This window comes from Paenibacillus oleatilyticus (assembly GCF_018998565.1).
Lineage (GTDB): Bacteria > Bacillota > Bacilli > Paenibacillales > NBRC-103111 > Paenibacillus_G > Paenibacillus_G oleatilyticus.
In genome coordinates this window covers 1-569 of the sequence record NZ_JAHNZO010000087.1, presented here as the reverse complement: position 1 = coordinate 569, position 569 = coordinate 1, and the positions used below count along the sequence as shown (strand labels likewise).

1 protein-coding gene is annotated in these 569 nt (G+C 39.0%); it reads left to right on the top strand.

The genetic code is table 11. From position 1 onward, the window contains the following. Positions 1 to 115: 115 nt before the first annotated feature. Positions 116 to 569 (top strand): IS6 family transposase (locus KQX66_RS36410; RefSeq protein ID WP_216798391.1); only part of this gene is annotated, 454 nt, incomplete at its 3' end.

Below are 569 nucleotides of genomic sequence, written 5' to 3'. Positions count from 1 at the left end.
GGTTGTGGTGCAAAGCTCTAATTTATGATAACGTAATTGAAAATATCATGGGATGGAGCAACTTTTTTTGGAAACGAAAATGGATTTATTTAAATGGAAGCAATAGGAATCGGCGATCATTTTACTAACGGTGAGATGGTATTTGAAATATAGTTTAAGCTATCGAGATATAGTCGAAATGATGAGCGAGCGAGGATTAAAGATTTCCCATACGACGATCATGAGATGGGTCCATGAATTCGGACCCGAAATCGACAAACGAATCCGTCCCTTTTTGAAACCTACAAACGATTCTTGGCGGACCGACGAAACCTACGTCAAAGTCAAAGGTCAGTGGAAGTATCTATATCGGGCAGTAGATTCTATGGGGAAAACCATAGATTTCATGTTATCTGAAAATCGGGATATGCAGGCAGCTAAGCGTTTCTTTACAAAGGCTTTGTCCTCTCCACATAATCAAACCCCACGTGTAATCACCTTGGATAAAAATCTAGCATATCCACCAGCCATTCAAGAATTAATAATGGGGAAATCCCTACCAAAAGAAATCTTGATTAGACAGACTAAAT